The following is a 17,962-nucleotide window of genomic DNA, read 5'->3' on the forward strand; positions in this document are numbered from 1 at the left end:
TCACCCGGCCTTCGCGGGCACGAGCTTGTCGACGCGCACGGCGGCGGCCTTGAACTCCGCGGTGCCCGCGATCGGGCAGGTGGCCTCGATGGTGAGGGCGTTGGTGTCGACCTCGTCGGGGAAGTGCATCGTCATGAAGACCAGGCCGGGACGCAGGGCCGGGTCGATGTGGACGGGGGCGACGACCGAGCCGCGCCGGGAGCTGATCCTGACCTCCTCGCCGGGACTCACCCCCAGCCGCGCGGCGTCCTCGGGGGAGAGCTCGATGTTCTCGCCCCTGCGCAGCGGGGAGGCGAACCCGGACGACTGCACGCCGGTGTTGTAGGAGTCGAGACGGCGGCCGGTGGTGAGCCGCAGGGGATATTCGTCGTCGAGCAGGTCGACCGGCGGGGAGTGTCTGAGCACCGCGAACGGCGCCGCCCTGCCCCGCCGGGCCGGGTCGCTCTCCCAGAGCCGCCCGTGCAGGAAGGGCGGTTCGAGGGAGTCCTCCGACGGGCAGGGCCACTGGATGCCCTGGAGCTTGTCGAGCCTGTCGTAGGTCATGCCGGTGTGGGCGGGGGAGAGGGCGCGGAGCTCGTCCCAGACCTCCTCGGCGCCGGTGTAGTTCCAGTCGTGGCCCAGGCGGCGGGCGAGCTCGCAGAGGATCCAGATGTCGTCGCGGGCCTCGCCCGGCGCCTGGAGCGCCTTGCGGACCCGCTGCACCCGCCGCTCGCTGTTGGTGAAGGTGCCCTCGCTCTCGCACCAGGCCGCGCCCGCGGGCAGCACGACGTCGGCCATCTGGGCGGTCTTGGTGAGGAAGATGTCCTGCACGACCAGGTGGTCGAGCATGCCGAGCCGCTTGACGCAGCTCAGCGAGTCGGCCTCGGACTGCACCGGGTTCTCCCCGATGAGGTAACAGGTGGTGATCTCGCCCTCGGCCATCCCCTCCAGCATCTCGGTGAGGTTGCGGCCGTAGCGCGGCTGGATGGGGGTGTCCCACGCCCGCTCGAACTTGACGCGGATCTCCGGGTCGAGGATGTCCTGGAAACCGGGCAGCCGGTTGGGGATGGCTCCCATGTCCCCGCCGCCCTGCACGTTGTTCTGGCCGCGCAGCGGGGACAGGCCGGAGCCGTAGCGCCCGACGTGGCCGGTGAGCAGCGCCAGGTTGATGAGGGCGCGCACGTTGTCGGTGGCGTTGTGGTGCTCGGTGATGCCGAGCGTCCAGCACAGCTGGGCGCGGTCGGCCCTGGCGTAGGCGTGCGCGAGCTCCCGGATGGCGGCCGCGGGCACGCCGGTGACCTCCTCGGCCACCGGGAGCGTCCACGGCTCGACCGAGGCGGCGAACTCCGCGAAGCCCTCGGTGGCGCGCTCGATGAACGAGGTGTTGTGCAGCCCGGCGTGGATGATCTCCCGGGCCACCGCGTGCGCGAGCGGGATGTCGGTGCCCACGTTGAGGCCCAGCCAGAGGTCGGCCCACTCGGCGGTGCCGGTGCGGCGGGGGTCGACCGCGAACATGCGGGCGCCCTTTCTTATCCCCTTGAGCACGTGGTGGAAGAAGATCGGGTGCGCGTTGCGCGCCGCCGAGCCCCACATCACGATCACGTCGGCGTCCTCCACCTCCTGGTAGGAGGAGGTGCCGCCGCCGCTGCCGAAGGCCGCGGACAGGCCCGCCACGCTCGGGGCGTGGCAGGTCCGGTTGCAGGAGTCGACGTTGTTGGTGCCGATCACGACCCGGGTGAACTTCTGTCCCACGTAGTTCATCTCGTTGGTGGAACGGGCGCACGACAGCATCGCGAAGGAGTCGGGCCCGTGTCGCTCGACGTTGCGGCGGAAGCCCTCCGCGGCCCGCCGCAGCGCCTCGTCCCAGGTGGCGCGGCGCAGCACGCCGTTCTCACGGACAAGGGGATGGGTGAGCCGGTCGTAGTGCTCGGCGCGGTCCCCGCGGTCCCTCTTCATACCCCATCCTTTCGACAGTCCTGTATACGGTCTACGGTATGTCGTATCAACTGGCGGCGGCAAGATTTTCCCGGACCCGCTCGTCCAGGAGGTCGGCGACCGCGTGGATCGCCCGCAGCGTGGGCACCTCGGCCCCGGTCAGGTCGGCCAGCTCCACGACGGCGGCGAGGAGCACGTCGAGCTCCAGGGGCTTGCCCTTCTCCAGGTCCTGGAGCGTGGAGGTCTTGTGCTCGCCCGCCCGCTCGGCTCCCGCGATCCGGCGCTCGATCGAGATGTCCGGCTCGCAGCCCACCCGGCGGGCGACGTCGACGGTCTCGCGCATCATGGTGACGACGAGGTCGCGCGTCCCGCGGTGGCGGCAGATGCCCGCCATGGTCGCCCGGGTGAGCGCGCTGATCGGGTTGAAGGCGATGTTGCCCATGAGCTTGATCCAGATGTCGCGCCGCAGGTCTTTCTCGACAGGACATTTCAGCCCGCCCTCGACCATGGCGGCGCTGAAGTCGACGCAGCGCGAGGAGAGGGAGCCGTCGGGCTCTCCGATGGAGAACCGGGTGCCCTCCAGGTGGCGGATCACGCCGGGCGCCTCGATCTCCGTCGCCGCGTAGACGACGCATCCGATGGCGCGCTCCAGCGGCAGGGCGGAGGTGACCGCCCCGCCGGGGTCGACGCTCTCGATCACGTGGCCCTCGTAGGGGCCGGGCAGCCGGTGGAAATACCACCACGGGATGCCGTTCTGGGCCGCGACGAGGCCGGTGGTCTCGTGGAGCAGCGGCTGGATCATGGGCCCGGCCGCCGCGTAGGAGTTGGCCTTGAGGCCGAGGAAGACGTGGTCCACCGGGCCGATCTCGCGAGGGTCGTCGGTGGTGTGGGGGTGGGCGGTGAAGTCTCCGCGCGGGCTCAGCACGCGCACTCCCGATTCGCGCATCGCCGCGAGGTGCTCCCCGCGGGCGATCAGATGCACCTCGGCGCCTGCCCTGCACAGGGCGGCGCCGACGTAGGCGCCGATGGCGCCGGCGCCAAGAACAGCGACTTTCACAAGAGGCTCCGTCCTCGCGTCCATAGTGCATTCGGTATACAGTATGGAAAAAATCCGGTCAAGGAGCCGCCGATGGCCGTCCCCAGATCCACCGTCCGTGAAGCCGTCCACGAAGCCGTCCACGAAGCCGCCCACGAAGCCGTTCGTGAAGCCGTCCACGAAGCCCCGTCCCGCGATCCGGGCGCCGAGCCCCCGCCGGGGCCGGGGGCGTCGCACCGCGGAGCCCACGCGGGGGCGCTCCCGTGGGAGTCGGCCCGCCGGGTCGCGGCGTCCGCCGCGGGGCCGCTCCCCCCGGTCGACCTCCCCCTCCACCTGGCGTACGGCCGCCGCCTGGCCGCGCCGCTGCACGCCCTCGTCCCGGTGCCCGGCGCCGACGTGGCCGCGATGGACGGCTACGCGGTCGCGGGCGATCCGCCCTGGCGGGTCACGGGCCTGGTGCTCGCCGGGGGCGCGCCCTTCGGGGCCGCGCTCGCGCCCGGCACGGCGGTGGAGATCGCCACCGGCGCCCCGGTGCCCGAGGGCGCCGAGGCGGTGCTGCCGTACGAGCTGGCCGTACGGACCGGCGGGGCGGCCGGGGGCGGGCCGCCGCCGTCCGGGGGCGGGCGGTCCGCGCCACCGGGCCGGTTCGCGCCGCCGCTCGGCCGGTTCACGCCACCGGGAGGGGTGCCGGGAGGGTCGCCCGGAGCGCCGCGGGCAGGAGCGCCGCGGGCAGGGGCGCCGGGTGAGGAGCCTCCCCGGCCCCAGGGGGAGCCGGCCGGCGAGTGGGTGTCGGCCGTGCCGGGGGCGGTCGAGCCCGGCAGGCACATCCGGCGGCGCGGCGAGGACTGCCCGCTGGGGACCGTGGTGCTCACGGCCGGTTCGGCCGTCACGCCCGCGGTGCTCGGCCTCGCGGCCGGGCTCGGGCACGACGTGCTCCGCGTACGGCCCAGACCGCTGGTGTCCGTGCTGGTCACGGGCGACGAGGTGGTGACGCGCGGGCTGCCGGCCCCGGGCCGGGTGCGCGACGCGATCGGTCCCATGCTGCCGGGGCTCGTCGAGTGGGCGGGCGGCCTGGCGGAGGCGCCGCGGTGGCTGCCCGACGGGGCGCGGGCGCTGGCCGCCGCGCTCGCGGGCACCCCGGCCACTCCGGACGGCCCGGACGGCCCGGACGGCCCGCAGGGCCAGGTGATCGTGGTCTGCGGCGCCTCGTCGAAGGGGCCCGCCGACCATCTGAGGGCGGTGCTCGCCGGGCTCGGGGCGGAGATCCTCGTCGACGGCGTCGCGGTGCGTCCCGGCCACCCGCAACTCCTCGCCAGGCTTCCCTGCGGGCGCCTGGTGGCCGGGCTGCCGGGCAATCCCTACGCCGCCCTGGTCGCCGCGCTCACGCTGCTCGCCCCGGCGGTCCGGGCGCTCGCGGGCGGACCCGCGGCCCCCCGCGAGCGGTCCGCGCTCACCGGTCACGTACGACCCCACCACGCCGACACCCGCATGGTCGCGGTGCGGCGCGACGGACGTGGCGCGGTGCCCGTCGGGCACGACCGGCCGGGGTCGCTGTGGGGGGCCGCGCTCGCCGAGGCGCTCGCGGTCGTCCCGCCCGGGTGGAGGGGCGAGCCGGTCGAGCTCGTCCCACTGCCCGCACAAAGGGTCTAGACATCCTTGGACCCCGGGGGTAACCATTGCCCTCATACGGTATGCAGTATGGAGAACACAATCGAGAGGACCACCAGAATGACCCAGCCAGCGGACACGGCGCCGGAAACCATCTCCGGAGGCCACCTGGTGGCGAAGGCGCTCAAGGCGGAGGGGATCGATGTGATCTTCACGCTCTGCGGCGGCCACATCATCGACATCTACGACGGTTGCGTCGACGAGGGCATCGAGGTCGTCGACGTCCGCCACGAGCAGGTGGCGGCGCACGCGGCCGACGGTTACGCCCGGATCACCGGCAAGCCGGGTTGCGCGGTCGTGACGGCGGGGCCGGGCACCACCGACGCGGTGACCGGCGTGGCCAACGCCTTCAGGGCGGAGAGCCCCATGCTGCTCATCGGGGGGCAGGGGGCGCTGAGCCAGCACAAGATGGGCTCCCTGCAGGACCTGCCCCACGTCGACATGATGACCCCGATCACCAAGTTCGCGGCCACGGTCCCCTCGACCGAGCGGGTGGCCGACATCGTCTCGATGGCCTTCAGGGAGTGCTACCACGGCGCTCCGGGCCCGTCCTTCCTGGAGATCCCGCGCGACGTCCTCGACGCCAGCGTCCCGATCTCCAAGGCCCGCGTCCCCGAGGCCGGCCGCTACCGCGCCTCGGTACGCCAGGCCGGAGACCCCGAGGCCGTCGAGCGCCTCGCCGACCTGCTGGCCCACGCGGAGAAGCCCTGCGTCCTGCTGGGCAGCCAGGTCTGGACCACCCGGGGCACCGACGACGCGATCGACTTCGTCCGCGCCCTCAACGTCCCCGCCTACATGAACGGCTCGGCCCGCGGCACGCTGCCCCCCGGCGACCCGCACCACTTCCAGCTCTCCCGGCGCTACGCCTTCACCAACGCCGACCTGATCATCATCGTCGGCACCCCGTTCGACTTCCGGATGGGTTACGGCAAGCGCCTGTCGCCCTCGGCGACGGTGGTCCAGATCGACCTCGACTACCGCACCGTCGGCAAGAACCGCGACATCGACCTGGGCATCGTCGGCGACGCCGGGCTGATCCTGGCCGCGGCCACCCAGGCCGCCTCCGGCCGCGTCGAGAACGGCGCGACCCGGCGCAAGGAGTGGCTGGAGGAGCTGCGCGCGGTCGAGACCGCGGCCTACGAGAAGCGGCTGCCCCGCCAGCTCTCCGGCGCCCAACCGATCGACCCCTACCGGCTGGTCCACGAGATCAACGAGTTCCTCACCGAGGACACCATCTACATCGGCGACGGCGGCGACATCGTCACCTTCTCCGGCCAGGTCGTCCAGCCCAAGTCGCCCGGCCACTGGATGGACCCCGGGCCGCTCGGCACCCTCGGCGTCGGCGTCGCCTTCGCCATGGCCGCCAAATACGCCAAACCCGACAAGGAGGTGCTCTGCCTCTTCGGAGACGGGGCGTTCAGCCTCACCGGCTGGGACTTCGAGACGATGGTCCGCTTCAACCTGCCGTTCATCGGCGTCATCGGCAACAACTCGTCGATGAACCAGATCCGCTACGGCCAGGCCGCCAAGTACGGCGAGAACCGCGGCCGGGTCGGCAACACCCTCGGCGACGTCAGATACGACGAGTTCGCCCGGATGCTGGGCGGCCACGGCGAGGAGGTCAGAGACCCCGCCGACATCAGGCCCGCGCTGGAGCGGGCCCGCGAGTCGGGCAAGCCCGCCCTGATCAACGTGTGGGTCGATCCGGACGTCTACGCGCCCGGAACCATGAACCAGACCATGTACAAGTGAGGGGGACCCCATGAAGGCACTGGAAGGTGTCCGCGTCCTCGACATGACCCACGTGCAGTCGGGTCCGTCCTGTACGCAGCTCCTGGCCTGGCTCGGCGCCGACGTGATCAAGCTGGAGGCGCCCTCCGGAGACATCACCCGCAAGCAGCTGCGCGACGTCCCCGGCGTCGACAGCCTCTACTTCACGATGCTCAACTGCAACAAGCGCAGCATCACCCTCAACATGAAGAGCGAGCGCGGCAAGCAGCTCTTCACCGAGCTGGTGCGCGACTCCGACATCCTGGTGGAGAACTTCGGGCCCGGCGCGGTCGACCGGATGGGGTTTCCCTGGGAGCGCCTCCAGGAGCTCAACCCGCGGCTGGTCTACGCCTCGATCAAGGGCTTCGGCCCGGGCCGCTACGCCGGGTTCAAGGCGTACGAGGTGATCGCCCAGGCGATGGGCGGCTCGATGAGCACCACCGGCTTCGAGGACGGCCCGCCGCTGGCCACCGGCGCCCAGATCGGCGACTCGGGCACCGGCGTCCACGCCGTCGCCGGCATCCTGGCCGCCCTCTACCAGCGCGAGCGGACCGGGCGCGGCCAGCGCGTGCAGGTGGCGATGCAGCACGCGGTGCTCAACCTGTGCCGGGTGAAGCTCCGCGACCAGCAGCGGCTCGGCCACGGGCCCCTGTCGGAATACCCCAACAAGACCTTCGGCGACGAGGTGCCGCGCTCGGGCAACGCCTCGGGCGGCGGCCAGCCCGGCTGGGCCGTGCGGTGCGCGCCCGGGGGTCCCAACGACTACATCTACGTCATCGTGCAGCCCGTCGGCTGGGCGCCGCTCGCCGGGATCATCGGCCGCCCCGAGCTGGCCGACGACCCCGAGTGGGCCACCCCCGAGGCGCGCCTTCCCAACCTCGACAAGATGTTCCAGCTCATCGAGGAGTGGAGCATCACCCGCGACAAGTGGGAGGTCCTCGACCGCCTCAACGCCGCCAACATCCCCTGCGGCCCGATCCTGTCGACCAGGGAGCTGCTGGAGGACGAGAGTCTGCGGCGGGAGGGCGCGCTGGTCGAGGTCGACCACCCCGAGCGCGGCTCCTTCGTGACGGTCGGCAGCCCGCTGCACCTGTCCGACTCGCCGGTGGACGTCACCGCGCCGCCCCTGCTCGGCGAGCACAACACCGAGATCTACGCCGGCCTCGGCCTGTCCGCCGACGAGCTGGCCGAGCTGAAGACGAACGGAGTCATCTGATGGCGCATGACCAGGCCGCCGTACGCGAGGTGCTGGAGGCGGCCCGTGCCGAGGGCCGCACCGCGCTGACCGCCCCCGAGGGCAGGAGGATCTGCCAGGCGTACGGCATCTCGACCCCCGGTGAGGGGGTGGCGACCTCGGCGGAGGAGGCGGTGTCGATCGCCGGGGAGATCGGCCTGCCCGTGGTGCTCAAGATCGTCTCCCCCGACATCCTGCACAAGACCGAGGCGGGCGGGGTGCTCGTCGGCCTGGCCGACCTCGACGCGGTGCGTGCCGGCTACGACCGGATCCTCGCCTCCGCGAGCTCGTACGACCCCGAGGCGTCGATCGACGGCGTCCAGGTCCAGGCCATGGTCGGCGCCGGGCACGAGGTGATCATCGGGGCGGTCACCGACCCGACCTTCGGCAAGGTCGTCGCCTTCGGGCTCGGCGGGGTGCTCGTCGAAGTCCTCAAGGACGTGACCTTCCGGCTGGCCCCCCTCTCGGGTGATGATGCACTCGGGATGCTGGACGACATCAGGGCGGCGGAGGTGCTGCGTGGTGTCCGTGGTGCCGAGGCGGCCGACAGGGGGGCGCTGTCGAACATGATCGAGCGAGTCGGCGCCCTCGTCGGGGACTTCCCCGAGATCGCGGAGGTGGACCTGAACCCGGTCTTCGCCACCTCCGAGGGCGCGACGGCCGCCGACGTGCGCATCCTCCTCGACGACGACCCCGTCGCCGCGCCCGCCCGGCTCTCCCGGGAGGAGATCCTCGCCGGGATGAACCGGATCTTCAAGCCACGCGCCGTCGCGGTGATCGGCGCCTCCGGCGAGACCGGCAAGATCGGCAACTCGGTCATGCGCAACCTGATCAACGGCGGCTACCGGGGCCACATCTACCCGATCAACCCGAAGGCCCCGGAGATCCTCGGGCTGCCCGCCTACCCCGGCATCGCCGACGTGCCGGGGGAGGTCGACGTGGCGGTCTTCGCCATCCCGGCCAAGTTCGTGCCCGCGGCGCTGGAGGAGGCCGGGCGCAAGGGGGTGGCGGGAGCCATCATGATCCCGTCCGGGTTCGCCGAGACGGGCAACGTCGAGGGCCAGCAGGAGATCGTCGAGATCGCCCGCAAGCACGGCGTGCGGATGCTCGGCCCCAACATCTACGGCTACTACTACACGCCGGAAAACCTGTGCGCCACGTTCTGCACGCCGTACGACGTGAAGGGCGGGGTCGCGCTGACCTCGCAGAGCGGCGGCATCGGCATGGCGATCCTCGGTTTCAGCCGCACCACCGGGATGGGCGTCTCGGCGATCGTCGGGGTCGGCAACAAGGCCGACGTCGACGAGGACGACCTGCTCACCTTCTTCGAGCAGGACGACAACACCAACTGCGTCGCGATGCACCTGGAGGACCTCAAGGACGGGCGGGGGTTCGTCGAGGCCGCCCGGCGGATGGTCGCCAGGAAGCCGGTGATCGTGCTCAAGGCCGGGCGCACCGCGATGGGCGCGCGGGCCGCGGGCTCGCACACCGGAGCGCTCGCCGGCGACGACAAGGTCTACGACGACATCCTCCGCCAGGCGGGCGTCGTGCGGGCCCCGGGCCTCAACGACATGCTCGAGTACGCCAGGGCGCTGCCGCTGATGCCCGCCCCCAAGGGGGAGAACGTCGTCATCATCACCGGGGCGGGCGGCTCGGGAGTGCTGCTCTCCGACGCCTGCGTCGACAACGGGCTCACCCTCATGGAGATCCCGCCGGATCTCGACGAGGCCTTCCGCGCCTACATCCCGCCCTTCGGGGCGGCGGGCAACCCCGTCGACATCACCGGTGGCGAACCGCCCAGCACCTACGAGAACACCATCAGGCTGGGCCTGGCCGACCCCCGCGTGCACGCGCTGGTGATCGGCTACTGGCACACGATCGTCACCCCGCCGATGGTCTTCGCCGAGCTGGTCGCGCAGGTCGTGGCCGAGGAGCGGGCCAAGGGCAACGACAAGCCCGTGGTCGCCTCGCTGGCCGGTGACACCGAGGTCGAGCAGGCCTGTGACCATCTCTTCGCGAACGGGGTGATCGCCTACCCGTACACCACGGAGAAGCCCGTGGCCGTGCTCGGTGCCAAGTATCGCTGGGCGAGGGCGGCAGGGTTGCTGCGCGGCTGAGCCGCGCTTCAGGAGCGAGGGGGCGAATCGGGGCACTCGCAGGATCAACCAACCCCCCAGGAGGTCCGCAGGTGGACACATCGAGAACACCGGCTGCAGCGGAGCCCGGCGAAGCCGCCGCCGCATCCGGCCAGGAAGAGAAAGTATGGCGGGCGGGCGGGCTGGAGCCGATGCCCATACGCACCCTGCCCGACGCTCCCCCGTCGATCCACATCCTCGGGCCGACGGTGTTCCTCGTCGCGCTCGGCGTGGGCATGGGCGAGTCGTACATGTGGCCCCGGCTGGTCCTGCTGTTCGGGCCGGAGATCCGGTGGCTGTTCCTCATCGGCGTCACCCTCCAGGCCGTGGTCATGCTGGAGATGGCCCGTTACGCCATGGCGACGGGGGAGAGCATCTTCTTCGGCGCCGCCCGGGTCTTCAAGCCCCTGATGTGGTTCTTCTTCGTTGTCGCGATCCTCGTCTACATCTGGCCGGGTCATCTGTCCGCGGGGGCCGCCGCCTTCGAGCAGATCACCGGCATTCCATGGGTGATCACGGCCTGCGCGGGCCTGATACTCGTCGGTGTCGTCTTCAGCCTGGCGAAGGTGATCTACAACCTGCTGGAGAACGTGCTGTCGATCCTGATCGGCACGCTCGTCGTCGGGACCGCCGTGGTGGCGGCCATGGTCGGCACCTGGGGCGACGTGGTGAGCACGGTCACCGGGATGTTCGCCTTCGGCTACCTGCCGCAGCAGGCGCTCTCCGAGGCGTGGTTCCCGGTCATCGTGGGCTCGATCGCCTTCGCCGGACCGTCCGGGATGCAGCAGATGTGGTACACCCTGCACCTGCGTGACTCCGGCGCCGGAATGGGAGCCCACATCCCGGCCGTCCGCGGTCTCCGGCACGCCGGGGAGGAAGAGGCCATGCCCTCGCGCGGCTTCATGTTCGACACGGACAACCCCGAGGAGATGCGCAAGTGGAAGGGGTGGCGGCGCTGGGTCACCTTCGACGCGCTCCTGCTCTTCTGGGGCATCACGATGCTGGTCACCGTCTCCTTCACCGTGATCGCCCAGGCCGCGGCGAGAAACACCCCCGGGGTCCGCGCCGTGATCGAGTCCGGGGAGCGGGAGGCGGCGCTGAACGCGATGGCCGACTCCTTCGCCTCGGCGGGCAGCTCGGTGCTGGGCGGGGTCTTCCTCGGCTTCATCGCGCTGATCGGGCTGAACGCCACCCTCGGCCTGTTCGACTCCTTCTCCCGGGGGCAGGCGGACATGAGCTTCCACTTCGTGCGCGGTGCGAAGAGGCTCGGCATGTCCCGCCTGTACGCCGCCTTCCTGTGGGGCGTCATCGCGTTCGGCATCCTGATCCTGCTGTTCGGCCCGGCCGACGGCCCGAGCGGGATCCTCGACACGCTGGCGTTCCTGTCCACGTTCGCCATGGGCGCCTACTGCGTGACGCTCCTGCTGGTGAACAACCGCATGCTGCCCAAACCGATCCGGCCGAAGCTCTGGACCAACCTGATCATCGGCTTCGGGGCGGTCTTCTATCTGGGGATGCTGCTCTACAGCCTGTTCGCCTTCGGTGTGGTCGTGGGCTGAGACCGTGCCGATGCGACAAGCTGAACTCGCCCTTCCCGGGGCGCTGATCGGAGTCGTCGCCGGCGCCGTGGCCGGAGGGCTGACCCTGCTCGCAGGGCAGCCCGCCGGCTGGGCCGCGATCTCCGCGGTGACGCTGGCCCTCCCCCTGGGGCTCCTCGGGACCGGATACTCCGTTCTGCTCGGCCAGAACCTGTTCAGACCGGGGGTGTTCGCCCCCGCGGGCCTGTACTGGCTGGCCGGCTTCCCCCTGGCCCGGCTGTTCCAGGAGACGGTCACCGGCCTCGCCGTCTTCGGTCACGTCAGCCTGCCCGGCGGGGTGGCGGGATTCCTGGCCTACCAGGCCATGGTGAGCCTCGGCTTCGCGATCGGCTTCCTCTGGTTGCACGAGAGGCTCATGCCCCACTGGTTGATGCGCCTGAGAGAGCGCAATCCGCGGGCGCGCGAACTCCTCGCCGCCTACGTCGAGCACGCTGAGGCGCTGTGGCTCGCCAAGGAACGCCGCCGCGCACGGAAAGGAGCGCGTTGAACATTCCCACCTGGGTGTGGCTGGTCACGATCGCCGGGTTCGGTCTCGTGCTGGCCGTCGACTTCTACCTCGTGGCGCGCAACCCGCGAAAGCCCACGTTCCGCGAGTGCACGTTCTGGGTGATCTTCTACGTGTCGCTCGCCGTCGCCTTCGGCGTGGGGCTGCTGGTGGTCACGGGGCCGTCGCACGGCGGCGAGTTCTTCGCCGGTTGGATCACCGAGTACTCCCTCAGCGTCGACAACCTGTTCGTCTTCCTGCTGATCATGAGCCGCTTCTCGGTGCCCGACCGCTACCGGCAGAAGGTGCTCCTGATCGGCATCGTCCTGGCACTCGTCATGCGCGGCGCCTTCATCGCCGCCGGGGCGGAGGCCGTGACCCGCTTCGACTGGCTCTTCTACATCTTCGGCGCCTTCCTCATCTACACCGCGTGGAAGCTCATCGGCCACGAGGAGGAGGAGGCGGAGTTCTCCGAGAACATCGCGCTGCGCACGGTGAGGCGGGTCGTCCCCACCACGGAGAACTACCACGGCTCGTCGCTCTCCGTGGTCGTCAACGGCCGCCGTGCCGTCACCCCGATGCTGATCGTGATGGTCGCGATCGGGACCACGGACCTGTTGTTCGCCCTCGACTCCATCCCGGCCATCTTCGGGCTGACCAAGGAGCCCTACCTGGTGTTCACCGCCAACGCCTTCGCGCTGATGGGGCTGCGGCAGCTGTTCTTCCTGATCGGAGGGTTGCTCGACCGCCTCGTCTATCTCAGCAAGGGCCTGTCGATCGTCCTGGCCTTCATCGGCGTGAAGCTCATCTTCGAGGCGCTCCACCACGACGGCGTCTCCTGGGCCCCGGAGATCCCCATCCTGGTCTCCCTCGGGGTCATCGTCGGCACGCTCGCCGTCACCACCGTGGCGAGCCTCATCAAGTCGAGGAAGGACCGCGACCGCGCCCCGGCGGGCCAGAACGACTCCGCGGAGGATCCGGTCACCGGCCCCGCGGGCCCGGTGACCGCCCCCTCCGATCCTCCCGACGACACCGATCCCGGCCCCGCCGCGAGGCGGAGCGAGGCGCACGCGGACGGCTGAGGCGCGGCCGGCCGTCGCGAGCGGGTGGTCTCCCCGGCGGAGACCTCCCGCTCGCTCACTTGGGGACGTCGATCCCGTCGGTCCGCTGCTCGGCCGCCCAGCGGCGCAGATGGCGCTCGGCGTTCTCCGCCGAGCCGTACTTCCGCATCGCCGTCGCGAGGCCGAGCCCCATCATCCGGCCGTCGGCGGAATAGCCCGCGGGTCCAGAGGTGAGAAAGCGGAATCTGTTGAGAAACGCTCTCATCGATCATCACCACCAATTCTTTCGCTCAGTATCTGCCCTGGGTGTTTCCCTCAAACGGGCCAACCGTGAATTCTGTGTCAACTCGCCTGTGACCTGCTCGGATCGGGTGGAAACGGCCCCGGAGAGGCTCGATCCGATGCCGGTCCGATGCCGGTCCGCGCGGGGTCACCGCGCTTTTCCGCACCCGGCCGACATGGATTGACCGGTACCGGTCGCGCGGATTCGCGGGTGCCGATCCGCTGGATTGTCCGGCGCGGTTTCCTCTGATCGTCGATGCCGGTGGGCGCGGGTCCGGGCGCCGGTCCGCACGGGTTCCTCCGCGCTTCCCGGACGTACGCCGCCAAGGACGCGCCTTCCCGGACGTGCTTTGCCGGGACGTGCGCTTCCAGAGACGTGTTTCCCTGGCGTGCCTTCCGGATGTGCCTTCCCGGGCCGAGGCGTACGAGACCGCCTCGTGCCGGGTCGGACCGGCACGGGAGGGTTTCCGGTGACCGGCCTGCACCGGGTCGTACTGGGTCGAACCGGTGCCGGACCGGTGCCGAATCCGTACGGGAGGGGGTGGCCCGCGCCGGATCGGACCGGCGCGAGCAAGGGGAGAGAAAGGGAGACAACGGGAAACAGGGGGAAAGGGGTCGTGGTCGGCCCGAGCCGGCCGGAGAGGGCCGGCTCGCGCAGAGGGAGCTGACGGGGCCGAGGAGGCCGAGGGGGCGGAGGGTCAGCTCGCGCTGAGCGAGCGCGGACGCCGGCGGCGGGCGGCGGGCGCGGGCTCCTCCGGCTCGGCGGGCTCGGAGGCCCGCTGCTCCAGGTAGGAGGAGCGGGTGTGCTCGGTGTGGTCGCGCATGATCTCCGCGGCCCTGATCTCGTCGCGCGCCTCGATGGCGTTGATCAGCTGATCGTGCTCCTCCCACGAGGCCCGGCCGCGCTGGCGGGCCACCGGCGTGTGGTACCACCGCACGCGGCGGGAGACCTGCGAGGCCAGCTCCGCCAGCACCGCGTTGCCGGACAGCTCGGTGATCAGCGCGTGCAACTCGGAGTTGGCCGCCACCGAGGCGTCGATGTCGTCCGCCTCCAGGGCCCGGAGACCGCGCGCGCACACCTCGCGCAGCCGGGCCACGCCCGCGGCGTCCGAGTTGAGCGCGGCCAGCCGCGCCGACTCGGTCTCCAGCAGGGCGCGTACGGCGAGCAGCTGGTCGGCCTCCTGCACGGTCGGCGCGTGGACGAACGCCCCGTGGCCGGGACGGAGGTCGACCCAGCCCTCGCCGCTGAGCATCTGCAGCGCCTCGCGGACCGGCTGGCGCGACACGCCGAGCAGCTCGGCGAGCTCGCTCTCCGCGAGGTGCTGGCCGGGACTGAGGCTCCCGTTCACGATGAGCTCCAGGATCGCCTCGAAAACGCTCTCCCGGAGAGTGGTCGGGCGCGGGATCTTGGGCGCCGCTCCCGAGTTCGCCAGTTCCGACCGCACCATTGTCTTCAGCTCCAGGATGAGAAAATATGGCGGCCCCTCGTCTGGCCAGCCCATTGTCTGTTGTCGACTGCCTACAGTATACAGTTTCGGACAGGGTCGCCGTCGTGAGCCTGATCACATCATGGCTCACCCGGGGAGCGTGACCGGATGACCGGGCTGGCGCAGCGTGGCGCTGAGGGTCGTGGCGGCCAGCACCAGGCCCGCGGCGAGGAAGAACGTCACGGCGTGGCCGGAAGAGGTCAGGGCCAGCGCGGCGAGGCCGATCCCGACGAGCCCGGCGACCGCCTTCGCGCTGTAGACCACGCCGTGGATCGAGGCGGTGTGCCTCTCGCCGAAGTATTCGCGGACCAGGCTGGCGATGAGCGGGTAGAAGGCGCCCCCGCCCAGGCCCGCGGGCACCGTCGCCACCAGGATCATGACGGCGGATCCGGTCACCGCCCCCCAGGCCAGCAGCAGCTGCCCCAGGCAGAGCAGGGCCAGCACCGCGCTGAGCGTGCGTCCCCGCCCGGCCACCTCGGCGGCGAGCATGGCGCAGGCGCGCCCGGCGCCGTTGAGCACCAGGAGCAGGGCCACCGCGCCCCAGGGGGAGAAGCCGCCGGAGGTCGCCAGCGCGACCACGTCGAAGATGGAGACCGCCCCCGCGCAGACCAGGATCGACACCAGGGTGGGCAGCGAGCCGGTCCGCAGCGCCTGGCTCAGGGAGAACTGGCGCACGGCCCGGGGCTCCCTGCGTAGCGCGACCCGGTCGTCGGCCCAGGCGTGCGGGTCGATGTGCGCGGGCCACCAGTGCGGCGGCGGCAGGCGGACGAAGGTCGCCGCCAGGCCCACCGCGACCAGCGCGACGGCCGCGGCCACGGCGAACAGCGGCTGGAACGCGCCCCCGTCCAGAGCCGCCACCACCGCGAGCGGGGCCGTGCCGTAGGCGAAGGCGCCGGTGGTGAAGCCCACCTTCGCGGCCGGGCGCTCGGGGTACCAGCGGGCGACGGCCTCGGTGCACGAGCCGTACACCAGCCCGGCGCCCACGCCGCCGAGCAGGGCGTAGCCGGCGAGGAGCGTGGGAAGGTCGCGGGCGAAGGCCGCCGTGAGCAGCGCCGCGGCGCTGAGCGGCGCTCCGGCCCACAGGGCGAGGCGGATCCCGAGCGCGCCGCGCCGCAGCAGCAGGACGGTGGGCAGGGCCACCGCGGCCTGGCAGACGATCCAGACGGCGAGCGGCGCCAGGGCCGAGGCGAGCGGCCAGCCTCGCGCCTGCGCCAGGGCGGGCACCGCGGCCGCGTAGCCGTACTGCATGGCGCCGATGGAGGCCATGGCGGCCCAGGGGAGCCAGAACATCCACGACCGGGGGCGGTTGATCAGATCCTGCGGGGTGTCGCCGACGAGGTAATCGCGTCCCCGCCAGTCTCGTACGAGCTGCGTCTTCTCCATACCGTATGGAATATCCGTCGCCGGAGTCCCTGTCGAGCCCTGGACGGCTAGATTTCCATACGGTATACCGTCTACAAGAACCGTATCCAGGGAGGTCGCGTGGACCTGTTCGAATACGAGGCGAAGAAGCTCTTCGCGCGGCACGGGGTCCCCGTCCCCACCGGCGAGGTCGTGGCCACTCCCGAGGGCGCCCGCGCGATCGCGGCCGGCCTCGGCGTCCCGGTCGTCGTCAAGGCCCAGGTGAAGACCGGCGGCAGGGGCAAGGCCGGGGGCGTGCGGCCCGCCCCCGGCCCCGACTCCGCCGAGCGGGAGGCGCGGCGCATCCTCGGCATGGACATCAAGGGCCACCTCGCCGAGACCGTGCTCGTGGAGACGGCCACGATCCCGGTCGAGGAGTATTACGTGGCCTACCTGGTCGACCGGGCCGAGCGGTGTTTCCTCGCCATGGCCTCCGTCCACGGCGGCATGGACATCGAGGAGGTGGCCGCGACCAGGCCCGAGGCGCTGGTCAAGATGCCGATCGACCCCCTGACCGGGATCGACGAGGCCGCCGCGCGGGAGCTGGTGACTCGCGCCGGCTTCCCCTCCGACCTGCAGGGCGCGGTGGCCGACGTGCTGGTCCGCCTCTGGCAGGTCATGGTGGAGGAGGACGCCCTGCTGGTCGAGGTGAACCCCCTGGTGTGGACGGCGGGGAGCGCGGTCCTCGCCCTCGACGGCAAGGTCAGCCTCGACGAGGGCGCGGCCTTCCGCCACGAGCACGCGGCCCTCACCACCGGGCCCGGCGACGGCGGCCTTGAGTCGCGGGCCAGGGCCAAGGGCCTCAACTACGTCAAGCTCGACGGTCACGTGGGGGTCGTCGGCAACGGCGCGGGGCTGGTGATGAGCACCCTCGACGTCGTCGCCCAGGCGGGGGAGCGCTTCGGCGGGGTCCGCCCGGCCAACTTCCTCGACATCGGCGGCGGGGCGTCCGCGCAGGTCATGGCGAACAGCCTGGAGATCATCCTCTCCGACCCCGACGTCAGGTCGGTCCTCGTCAACGTCTTCGGCGGCATCACCGCCTGCGACGCGGTGGCCGACGGCATCGTCTCCGCGCTCGGGCTGCTCGGCGACCGCGGCCTGAGCCGTCCCATCGTCGTGCGGCTCGACGGCAACAACGCCGAGGAGGGCCGCCGGATCCTCACCGAGGCCGCGCACCCCGCGGTCCGCCAGGTCACCACCATGGACGGCGCCGCCGAAGAGGCGGCCAGGCTAGCCGCGGCATGAGCGGGCCTGTCACCGGCCCCACCGGCCCCACCGGCCCCACCGGCCCCACCGGACCCGGCGAGCCCGCCGGTCCCGCCCACAGAGGGCACGCGAGCACGGACCCCGCCCACGGAGGGCACGCGAGCACGGAGAGGGAGTGGCAAGCATGGCGATCTTCTTGACCGGCCACAGCAAGGTGGTCGTGCAGGGCATGACCGGCGCGGAGGGGAGACGGCACACCGCGAGGATGCTCGCGGCGGGCACCGACGTGGTCGCCGGTGTCACGCCGGGCAAGGGCGGCGGCACGGTCGACTTCGCCGAGCGGGGCGTCCCGGTGTTCGGCACGGTCGCCGAGGCGGTCGCCCGGACGGGCGCGGACGTCTCGGTGGTCTTCGTGCCGCCGAGATTCGCCAAGGCCGCGGTCATCGAGGCCGTCGACGCGGGGATCGGCCTCTGCGTGGTCATCACCGAGGGCATCCCCGTCCACGACACGCTGGCCTTCTGGGCCCACGCCCGGGCGGCGGGCGGCGGGACCCGCATCATCGGGCCCAACTGCCCGGGGCTGATCAGTCCCGGCGCCTCCAACGCGGGGATCATCCCGGCCGACATCACCAGCGCGGGCCGCATCGGCCTGGTCTCGAAGTCGGGCACGCTCACCTACCAGCTCA

General features: G+C 71.7%; 14 protein-coding genes. 9 read left to right on the top strand and 5 right to left on the bottom strand.

Features of this window, described 5'->3' with window-relative positions; translation table 11 throughout:
• The gene (locus ACFFRH_RS21340; RefSeq protein WP_344748094.1) at nucleotides 1-1,935 is read right to left on the bottom strand and encodes a molybdopterin oxidoreductase family protein; all 1,935 of its coding nucleotides are present in this window, start codon (nucleotides 1,933-1,935) and stop codon (nucleotides 1-3) included.
• Between the two features lie 46 nt (nucleotides 1,936-1,981).
• On the bottom strand, nucleotides 1,982-2,971 hold the full coding sequence (locus tag ACFFRH_RS21345; RefSeq protein WP_344748093.1) for a 2-dehydropantoate 2-reductase: 990 nt from the start codon (nucleotides 2,969-2,971) through the stop codon (nucleotides 1,982-1,984).
• Between the two features lie 72 nt (nucleotides 2,972-3,043).
• Between ACFFRH_RS21345 and ACFFRH_RS21350 the strand changes: the two genes are divergently transcribed.
• The 7 genes from ACFFRH_RS21350 (at nucleotide 3,044) to ACFFRH_RS21380 (ending at nucleotide 12,921) form a co-directional block, all read left to right on the top strand.
• Nucleotides 3,044-4,600 carry a molybdopterin-binding protein gene (locus ACFFRH_RS21350; RefSeq protein ID WP_386158938.1) on the top strand — a complete coding sequence of 519 codons (1,557 nt, stop codon included), beginning with the start codon at nucleotides 3,044-3,046 and terminating at the stop codon, nucleotides 4,598-4,600.
• A gap of 78 nt (nucleotides 4,601-4,678) precedes the next feature.
• The gene (locus ACFFRH_RS21355) at nucleotides 4,679-6,370 is read left to right on the top strand and encodes a thiamine pyrophosphate-binding protein (protein ID WP_386158940.1); all 1,692 of its coding nucleotides are present in this window, start codon (nucleotides 4,679-4,681) and stop codon (nucleotides 6,368-6,370) included.
• A gap of 10 nt (nucleotides 6,371-6,380) precedes the next feature.
• Nucleotides 6,381-7,604: a formyl-CoA transferase gene (gene frc, locus ACFFRH_RS21360; protein WP_344748092.1), complete on the top strand. Its 1,224-nt coding sequence runs from the start codon at nucleotides 6,381-6,383 to the stop codon at nucleotides 7,602-7,604.
• Nucleotides 7,604-9,739, top strand: a complete 2,136-nt coding sequence (locus ACFFRH_RS21365; RefSeq protein WP_344748091.1) for an acetate--CoA ligase family protein — start codon at nucleotides 7,604-7,606, stop codon at nucleotides 9,737-9,739. Before frc ends, ACFFRH_RS21365 begins: the two co-directional genes overlap by 1 nt.
• Before the next feature lie 170 nt (nucleotides 9,740-9,909).
• Complete coding sequence (locus tag ACFFRH_RS21370; RefSeq protein ID WP_386158945.1) at nucleotides 9,910-11,316, top strand: Nramp family divalent metal transporter; 1,407 nt, start codon at nucleotides 9,910-9,912, stop codon at nucleotides 11,314-11,316.
• Nucleotides 11,317-11,326: 10 nt separating this feature from the next.
• Entirely contained in the window at nucleotides 11,327-11,842 is a 516-nt protein-coding gene (locus ACFFRH_RS21375; protein ID WP_386158948.1) for a hypothetical protein, read from the top strand.
• A complete protein-coding gene (locus tag ACFFRH_RS21380; RefSeq protein WP_386158951.1) occupies nucleotides 11,839-12,921 on the top strand; it encodes a TerC family protein in 1,083 nt (360 codons plus the stop codon). Before ACFFRH_RS21375 ends, ACFFRH_RS21380 begins: the two co-directional genes overlap by 4 nt.
• A 55-nt stretch (nucleotides 12,922-12,976) precedes the next feature.
• On the opposite strand, the gene ACFFRH_RS21385 is transcribed toward ACFFRH_RS21380, so the two are convergent.
• The 3 genes from ACFFRH_RS21385 to ACFFRH_RS21395 all read right to left on the bottom strand — a co-directional run bounded on the left by ACFFRH_RS21385 (nucleotide 12,977) and on the right by ACFFRH_RS21395 (nucleotide 16,052).
• Entirely contained in the window at nucleotides 12,977-13,165 is a 189-nt protein-coding gene (locus tag ACFFRH_RS21385) for a hypothetical protein (protein ID WP_386158953.1), read from the bottom strand.
• A gap of 715 nt (nucleotides 13,166-13,880) precedes the next feature.
• Nucleotides 13,881-14,630, bottom strand: coding sequence for a GntR family transcriptional regulator (locus ACFFRH_RS21390; RefSeq protein WP_344748928.1), 750 nt, complete (start codon nucleotides 14,628-14,630; stop codon nucleotides 13,881-13,883).
• Nucleotides 14,631-14,756: 126 nt separating this feature from the next.
• Nucleotides 14,757-16,052, bottom strand: coding sequence for an MFS transporter (locus tag ACFFRH_RS21395; RefSeq protein ID WP_344748927.1), 1,296 nt, complete (start codon nucleotides 16,050-16,052; stop codon nucleotides 14,757-14,759).
• Between the two features lie 99 nt (nucleotides 16,053-16,151).
• On the opposite strand from ACFFRH_RS21395, the gene sucC reads away from it, so the two are divergent.
• Together sucC and ACFFRH_RS21405 are read left to right on the top strand one after the other, a co-directional pair.
• Nucleotides 16,152-17,315: an ADP-forming succinate--CoA ligase subunit beta gene (gene sucC / locus ACFFRH_RS21400; protein ID WP_344748926.1), complete on the top strand. Its 1,164-nt coding sequence runs from the start codon at nucleotides 16,152-16,154 to the stop codon at nucleotides 17,313-17,315.
• A 145-nt stretch (nucleotides 17,316-17,460) separates the two neighbouring features.
• A partial coding sequence (locus ACFFRH_RS21405; RefSeq protein WP_386158958.1) for a CoA-binding protein occupies nucleotides 17,461-17,962 on the top strand: 502 nt, incomplete at its 3' end.

The sequence above is a fragment of the Streptosporangium vulgare genome, assembly GCF_042428775.1.
Classification (GTDB): Bacteria; Actinomycetota; Actinomycetes; order Streptosporangiales; family Streptosporangiaceae; genus Streptosporangium; species Streptosporangium vulgare.

What these genes read in the sequence shown, in the direction of transcription:
- ACFFRH_RS21385 (WP_386158953.1), bottom strand. Translation starts at nt 13,165, where the DNA reads ATGAGAGCGTTTCTCAACAGATTCCGCTTTCTCACCTCTGGACCCGCG.
- ACFFRH_RS21370 (WP_386158945.1), top strand. Translation starts at nt 9,910, where the DNA reads ATGCCCATACGCACCCTGCCCGACGCTCCCCCGTCGATCCACATCCTC.
- ACFFRH_RS21355 (WP_386158940.1), top strand. Translation starts at nt 4,679, where the DNA reads ATGACCCAGCCAGCGGACACGGCGCCGGAAACCATCTCCGGAGGCCAC.
- ACFFRH_RS21390 (WP_344748928.1), bottom strand. Translation starts at nt 14,630, where the DNA reads ATGGTGCGGTCGGAACTGGCGAACTCGGGAGCGGCGCCCAAGATCCCG.
- ACFFRH_RS21365 (WP_344748091.1), top strand. Translation starts at nt 7,604, where the DNA reads ATGGCGCATGACCAGGCCGCCGTACGCGAGGTGCTGGAGGCGGCCCGT.
- ACFFRH_RS21350 (WP_386158938.1), top strand. Translation starts at nt 3,044, where the DNA reads ATGGCCGTCCCCAGATCCACCGTCCGTGAAGCCGTCCACGAAGCCGTC.
- frc (WP_344748092.1), top strand. Translation starts at nt 6,381, where the DNA reads ATGAAGGCACTGGAAGGTGTCCGCGTCCTCGACATGACCCACGTGCAG.
- ACFFRH_RS21340 (WP_344748094.1), bottom strand. Translation starts at nt 1,935, where the DNA reads ATGAAGAGGGACCGCGGGGACCGCGCCGAGCACTACGACCGGCTCACC.
- ACFFRH_RS21375 (WP_386158948.1), top strand. Translation starts at nt 11,327, where the DNA reads ATGCGACAAGCTGAACTCGCCCTTCCCGGGGCGCTGATCGGAGTCGTC.
- ACFFRH_RS21395 (WP_344748927.1), bottom strand. Translation starts at nt 16,052, where the DNA reads ATGGAGAAGACGCAGCTCGTACGAGACTGGCGGGGACGCGATTACCTC.